At 55.8% G+C, this 6,113-nt stretch carries 4 protein-coding genes and 2 pseudogenes; 1 reads left to right on the plus strand and 5 read right to left on the minus strand.

Annotated elements, in window-relative coordinates:
• The 5 genes and pseudogenes from QNK41_RS10125 to QNK41_RS10145 all read right to left on the minus strand — a co-directional run.
• Positions 1 to 350 (minus strand): annotated as a pseudogene (locus QNK41_RS10125) (hypothetical protein); the annotation flags it as partial.
• A 79-nt stretch (positions 351 to 429) separates the two neighbouring features.
• A complete protein-coding gene (locus QNK41_RS10130; RefSeq protein ID WP_319256341.1) occupies positions 430 to 1,488 on the minus strand; it encodes a transporter substrate-binding domain-containing protein in 1,059 nt (352 codons plus the stop codon).
• A gap of 21 nt (positions 1,489 to 1,509) precedes the next feature.
• A complete protein-coding gene (locus QNK41_RS10135) occupies positions 1,510 to 1,950 on the minus strand; it encodes a helix-turn-helix domain-containing protein (protein WP_319256347.1) in 441 nt (146 codons plus the stop codon).
• Positions 1,951 to 3,252, minus strand: a pseudogene (locus QNK41_RS10140) (sigma 54-interacting transcriptional regulator); the annotation flags it as partial.
• Entirely contained in the window at positions 3,249 to 4,829 is a 1,581-nt protein-coding gene (locus QNK41_RS10145) for a response regulator (RefSeq protein ID WP_319256343.1), read from the minus strand. The pseudogene QNK41_RS10140 and the gene QNK41_RS10145, both read right to left, overlap by 4 nt.
• Positions 4,830 to 5,177: 348 nt before the next feature.
• On the opposite strand from QNK41_RS10145, the gene QNK41_RS10150 reads away from it, so the two are divergent.
• Positions 5,178 to 6,113 (plus strand): proprotein convertase P-domain-containing protein (locus QNK41_RS10150; protein ID WP_319256345.1); only part of this gene is annotated, 936 nt, incomplete at its 3' end.

A 6,113-nucleotide genomic window follows, 5' to 3' on the forward strand; every position in this document is an offset into this window, starting at 1 on the left:
CGTCGACCGTTGCGGAAATGTTTTCCTTTAGAAACCACTCTCAGGGTCGTTTTAAGTCCGAGTTCCGATGTGTGGACAATAATGTAGTTCGTTTTTTTGCGTTTTACTTTTTTTAACCTGGGATTCAACTGCCGACGGGAATCGACGATGGAGCGCTGAAACGTATCGCGCTCGGTTCGGGAAAAAGCGGTTGACGAAGTTGGTAAAATTAAAAGAAAGGTGATGAAAATTGATAAAACAAGCGTGAATCGTCTATGGTTCCAACCCGTCCGATCTTTCATAGCGATAAATCTATCCCAATCACAGGCTTCCCTATTGATAAACCAGACGCTGAACTCGGCAGCGCGCACGTATTTGGACGTCTATCAAAATTTTCTAAATATTTCAAACAGTTTATTTGTTGAGCCTACATCAGGCCAGTCGCTTATGTCAAAACCATTTGCCATAAATTTTCTGATACTCGCCGTTTTTGCGGCTCATCATGATCCCGATATCAAACAGTTCCTTTAACTCTTCTCCTCCTGTGTTGGGGAAAACAATCCCGTAGCGTTGATCGGCAAACATGTTTCCGACGACCTTTATGGTCGAATCCAGCTTGGCTGCGTACATCAAGGGGGGGGCATCGTACACGATCGCATCCGCTCGGCCCGCTTTCAGGTTGGCGAGCAGCTCGTCGAACGAACCGGTCAACACGATCTTCACGTTGTGATAGCGCAAGAAATCTTCACTGGTGGTATCCTCGATGACCGCTACTTTCTTGCCGTACAGGTCGGGCAGATCGGCAATCTCGCCGTGCTCGATGCGATCCACCGTCAACGCAGACGAAAGTGTGGCCGTCAGACCGGCAAACCAGATAATGCCGATAAACATCCAGATGGCGGCGATGAACCGCCCACCGATCTTTTTAGGACGTTTGTCTCCATATCCCACGGTAGACATGGTCACCACGGCCCACCAGTATGCGTCCATAATCCCTTTGGCATAGGCAGAGGGAAACCCCAGGGGGTCTTCGTCATCCCTTTCGATCCACCAGACCAGGTGGGCCACGGCGGTCAAGCCCACAAAAAACAATACAATGGAAAACCCGATGACCCTGAACACGGCGTTCCCGATGGATGTAATTTGGCTGAGGGTTTCATTTCTGACCGCGATCATCAGGCCGGATTCAAAAAACGGCTGGGAAAAATCCACCCTTCTTTCCCGCTCAGGTGTAATGGTGATGCCGGCAAACCCCATATCGCAAACCCCCGACTCCACAGCCCCCAGCAGATCCGGGACACTGGTGAACATCACGAACTCGGGGCTCAAATTGTTTTTTTTACAGATGATGTCGGCGACATCGATGCAAAAGCCCTTGAAATCCTTGAAAACAAGGGGAGGAAATTCCTTAACGGCGATTTTTATCGGTTTAGGGGCCGTGGCGGCGGCGGAGGCGATGGGGAGAAAACCCGCAACGAGGATCAATAGGAGAATGAGTAAATTTTTCATGTTTTCCTCTGACGGTTTCCGTCATTGGTTGCCGATGCCGTATTTTTTCATTTTACGCCACAGGGTGGTGCGTTCCATTTTTAGCTCCCGGGCGGCTTTGCCGCGATGGCCGCCGGTTTTCTTCAAAGCCGCCAGTATTCGCTGGGGCTCACGGTTGTTCGATCCTGCCAAGGTGGCGGCAGGGTCGGTCGTGGCACAGGATTGTTGATCCTGCCTGACATAATCCGGCAGGTGCTCCGGCTGGATCATGGCTTCTCGGCAGATGATCAGGGCATGCTCAAGGATATTCTCCAGTTCTCTGACATTGCCCGGATAGTTATAGTTGAGCAAGATCTGCATAGCCGTTTTGGATATGACCGGCGGGGCCACCGCCCGGGCGGCACACAGGCCGCGGGCGATGTGGCGGATAAGCAGGGGCAGGTCCCCTCTTCGTTGCCTCAGCGGGGGCAGTTCAATGCGCATGACGTTGAGCCGGTAGAACAGGTCCTCACGAAACAGCCCCCGGTTCACCAGGTCGTTGAGCTGCCGGTTGGTGGCTGAGATGATGCGCACGTCTACCTTGCGGGTACGGCGGGAGCCCAACGGATAGAACTCCCTGTCCTAGAGCACCCGCAGCAGCTTGGCCTGTAGGGAGAGCGGTAGATCGCCAATTTCGTCCAGGAAGATAGTACCGCCCTCGGCTTCGGAGAACCGTCCTGGTTTGTCCCGGTCCGCCCCGGTAAATGCGCCTTTGACGTAGCCGAAGATTTCCGACTCGATGAGGTTTTCCGGTATGGCGGCACAGTTGACCTTCACCATCGGCTTGGCTGCCCGCGGGCTGGCCGAATGGATCACCTTGGCCAGCAGATCCTTGCCGGTACCCGTGGCCCCTTCGACCAATACGGTGGCCTGGCTGGGGGCCACCACCGCCACCATCTCGAAAATCTTGCGCATGGACGGGTCTTTGCCGATCATGTCGTGGAATGTATAGCGGTTACTGATGGCCCGGTTTAACTGATGAGCCAGGGTCATGTCGTGAAAGGTGGCCAGGCCGCCCACGATGACGTTCTTCTCATTTCTCAGGGCCATGTAGTTGGCGCGGATGGGAATGGTGATGCCGTCCCTGTCGGTCATTTGTCCCTGTTTGCTGCTGCGGGTCTCCCCCGATGCAATCGACGCCTTGAGGAGGCAGACGTCCGGCGAACGCTCACCGGAGAAGATCATGGCGCAGGACTGGCCCAGGACCTGGTGCCGGTCGTAGCCGGAGATGGTTTCCGCCGCCCGGTTGAAAAAATTGATCAGCCCGCCCCGGTTCACGGTGAAGATGCCCACATCCAGATTGTCCAGAATAATTTTAAGACTTCTCTCCTCGTAGTGCAGCCTGTCGATGAGCTGGGTGATAGGGGAGTGGTCCTGCAGGATGGTCATGCACCCGGCAATCTCGCCCCGGCGATTGTAAATGGGGGTGGCCATGCGCGTGATCAGATGGCGCTGGTTCTCCTCATCGGTGACCTCCATGTCCGGGTCCCGGTCCCCTGCGGTGTCCGGATGGTGCATTACGCATTCCACCGTGCAGGGAACCCCGGTGAACACTTCACGGCAGTCCCGGTCGACCACCTCCAGCTCGCGTAATCCCAAGAGGGCCTGGGCGCTGAGATTGATGGCCGTGATCCGTCTGCTGCCGTCGGCCACGAATGCGCCGATGTTCAACTCGTCCATGACGTCCAGCCAGTGGTCGCAACGGATGCCCAGGCGGTGATGGGGTGGCGACATGGCCGTCGTCATGCCACACCTCCGGGAGAAGTTGAAATGGACGCCTGGACGGGCAGTCTGATTTCGAAGGTGGTTTCCCGACCCGGTTGGCTGGCAGCCGTCAGGCTGCCGCCGTGCCGGTCGATGATGCCGTAGGTGGTAGACAGCCCCAGGCCGATGCCGTGGCCCTCCTGCTTGGTCGTGTAAAACGGTTCGAAGAGGTGCCCCATATCTTCTTCGCGGATGCCGTGGCCGGTGTCGGTCACCCGGATGGCCACCGTATTGGGGTTGGGTTCCGATGCGGCGCTGAGCGTCAATGTGCCGCCGTCGGGCATGGCATCCACGGCATTGAAAATAAGGTTGAGCAGGCATTGCTGGAGCTGGTTGGCGTCACCGCTGATGTCGGGCAGATGGTCCGCAATGCGGGTGGCCAGAGAGACGTTGCCCAGTTCGAGGCGGTGCCGGGCCAGCACGATGCTGCGATCCAATATCTCATTGATCGACACCGGCTCGACGGTTACCGGCGACCGGCGCGAAAAAGTGAGCAGACTGGATACGATTTTAGAGCAGCGGTCGGTCTCGGTTTCCACCATCGCCAGGTAGCGGGCGAACTGTGCATGTTTGTCCGGGGGCAGGGGGCCTTTTTTCACGGTACGCAGCATCAGTCGGATGTAGTTGAGAATACCGGCAAGCGGGTTGTTGATCTCATGGGCCACGCTGGCGGCCAGCCGGCCCAGGGACATCATTTTGTCCTGGTGCAGCATGTGGGCCTGATCGGACATCTCCTGTTCCAGGCGATGGATGCGCCGCAGGTCGCGGAAAAAGCAGACCAGACCGGCGGCGTGGTCGCCTTCCATCAGCACGGTTGCCGACAGCTGCACCGGCACCGGTTGTTGACGGTGATCCAGCAGGCAGGTTTCATAGACCATCAGCCGATTGGGGCCGCCGTGTCCGGATGCGGCCAGATCCTCCTGGAAGCGGCGGTATTCCGCCTGGCTGAAAAAATGTTCCAGGGTGGCCCGGTGCAGCACTTTGGCGCGATCGAACCCCAGCATCTGCTCCATGCTGCGGTTGAAGGTGACCACCTTGCCAGTGTCGTCACAGCCGCAGATACCGTCCATGGAGCTTTGGATGAGCCGATCCTGAAAGGCGACGGTTTCCTCCAACTGCCGTGTGGTGCGGGTGAGTCCCTTTTCCAGATGCCGGGTGTAGTCCTTGAGCTGCTGGCGGGTGGCATAGCGGTGACGGGCACGCTCAAGGGCCACCATCATGGCCTCGGTGTGAATGGGCTTGGTGATGAAATCCGAGGCGTCCAGCTGCAGGGCACGGATGGCGGTCTCCATCTCGCCGAAAGCCGTGGCGACGATGACCTCGGTGTCTGGAAATCGCTGCTTGATGGTTTCCAGCACCTGGATGCCATCCATGCCGGGCATGCGGATGTCGGTGATGACGATGCGGGGGGCGAACTGTTCGCAGTGGGCCAGCCCTTCGGCGCCGTCGGCCGCGGTGTCGACCCGGTATCCGGCATCCAAGAGGGTCAGGGCGGTGACCTCGCGGATATCTTTTTCATCGTCGATGATCAGAACGGGCCAGCCGTCGGCGGTTGTCATGGCAGTCTGCTTTCGATGCTCAGGAAAAACCATGGGACAGGAACGCTGTCGCCCCACAGAAAGGGGTGCTAAATGCATTTACAAGCCACAGTCATCATATGTAATTCCGATAGAATCGTCAATATGCCCTGCCTGTTCTGCCAGCCTTCCTTCCGGGCTTGACTGTCCGATCAAACTCAATTATGCTTTTTTTAATCAAAACTGCTGCCACTGACCGAAATACATTCCTGAAATCGGTTTTATCTGCTGTTCCTCACGCGACTGCTTATTTATCTGCAAGAAGCCTGTCAGTTTCGTTTCTCTCTAAAAAGATCCACCGACATATTTTAATAAAGGAAGGAGAAAACAATGCGATACGAATTCGAAAACAACCAATCCATCGTCATCGATTCCGGCGAACCCAACGTAATTAGTTCGGACATCGATGTAGTCGGATCTTCCGGAACGGTCACGGATGTCAACCTCACCATCGATATCAGCCATTCATGGACCGCTGATCTGACAATTTCGATAGAGGGCCCCGGTGGTCGGACGGTCTTGCTGGTGGGCGGCAAGGGCGGTAACGGCGATGATTTTGGACAAACCACATTCGACGATGCCGGGCTGATGCCCATCAGCTCGGGTGCACCGCCTTTTAGTGGAACGTTCATGCCCGAAGAAAGCCTTGGCGTATTCAATGATTCGGATCCCAATGGCCGGTGGCGATTGCGCGTTGAAGATAGCGCTCATCAGGATGGCGGTTCTTTGAACCAATGGTCGCTGGCCTTAGAGACCAGTGAAAACGCCTATCGAAACGATACCCCCGTTATCATCGATCCGGGTCCGCCGAGCACGGTTACTTCAAGCATCCACGTATCGGGAATGGGCGGCATGGTAGTGGACGATCTGAATGTGACGGTGGACATCGAACACACGTGGGTTAACGATCTCACGATCACCTTGATTGGTCCCGATAATCATCGCGTTAGTTTGGTTGAGAAAAAAGGCGGTGATGCCGACGATTTTCACGGCACCACCTTTGATGATGAAGCGGACACTTCCATTATCGAAACATCTGCGCCATTCACCGGATCTTTCCAGCCGGAAGGGAACTTGTCAGACTTTTATGATACAATTGCTGATGGTACGTGGACCCTGGAAATAAACGATAGCGCTCAACATGACGGCGGTTTGTTGAGATATTGGTCAATGGATTTGACGGTGAAGACACCTGAGCCAGCGCCCGAATCTGATTTTAACATTGAAATCCGCTTCATGGGCGGCTTGACGGCATCTCAACGAAGC

This window comes from Desulfosarcina sp., from assembly GCF_033791525.1.
GTDB lineage: Bacteria > Desulfobacterota > Desulfobacteria > Desulfobacterales > Desulfosarcinaceae > Desulfosarcina.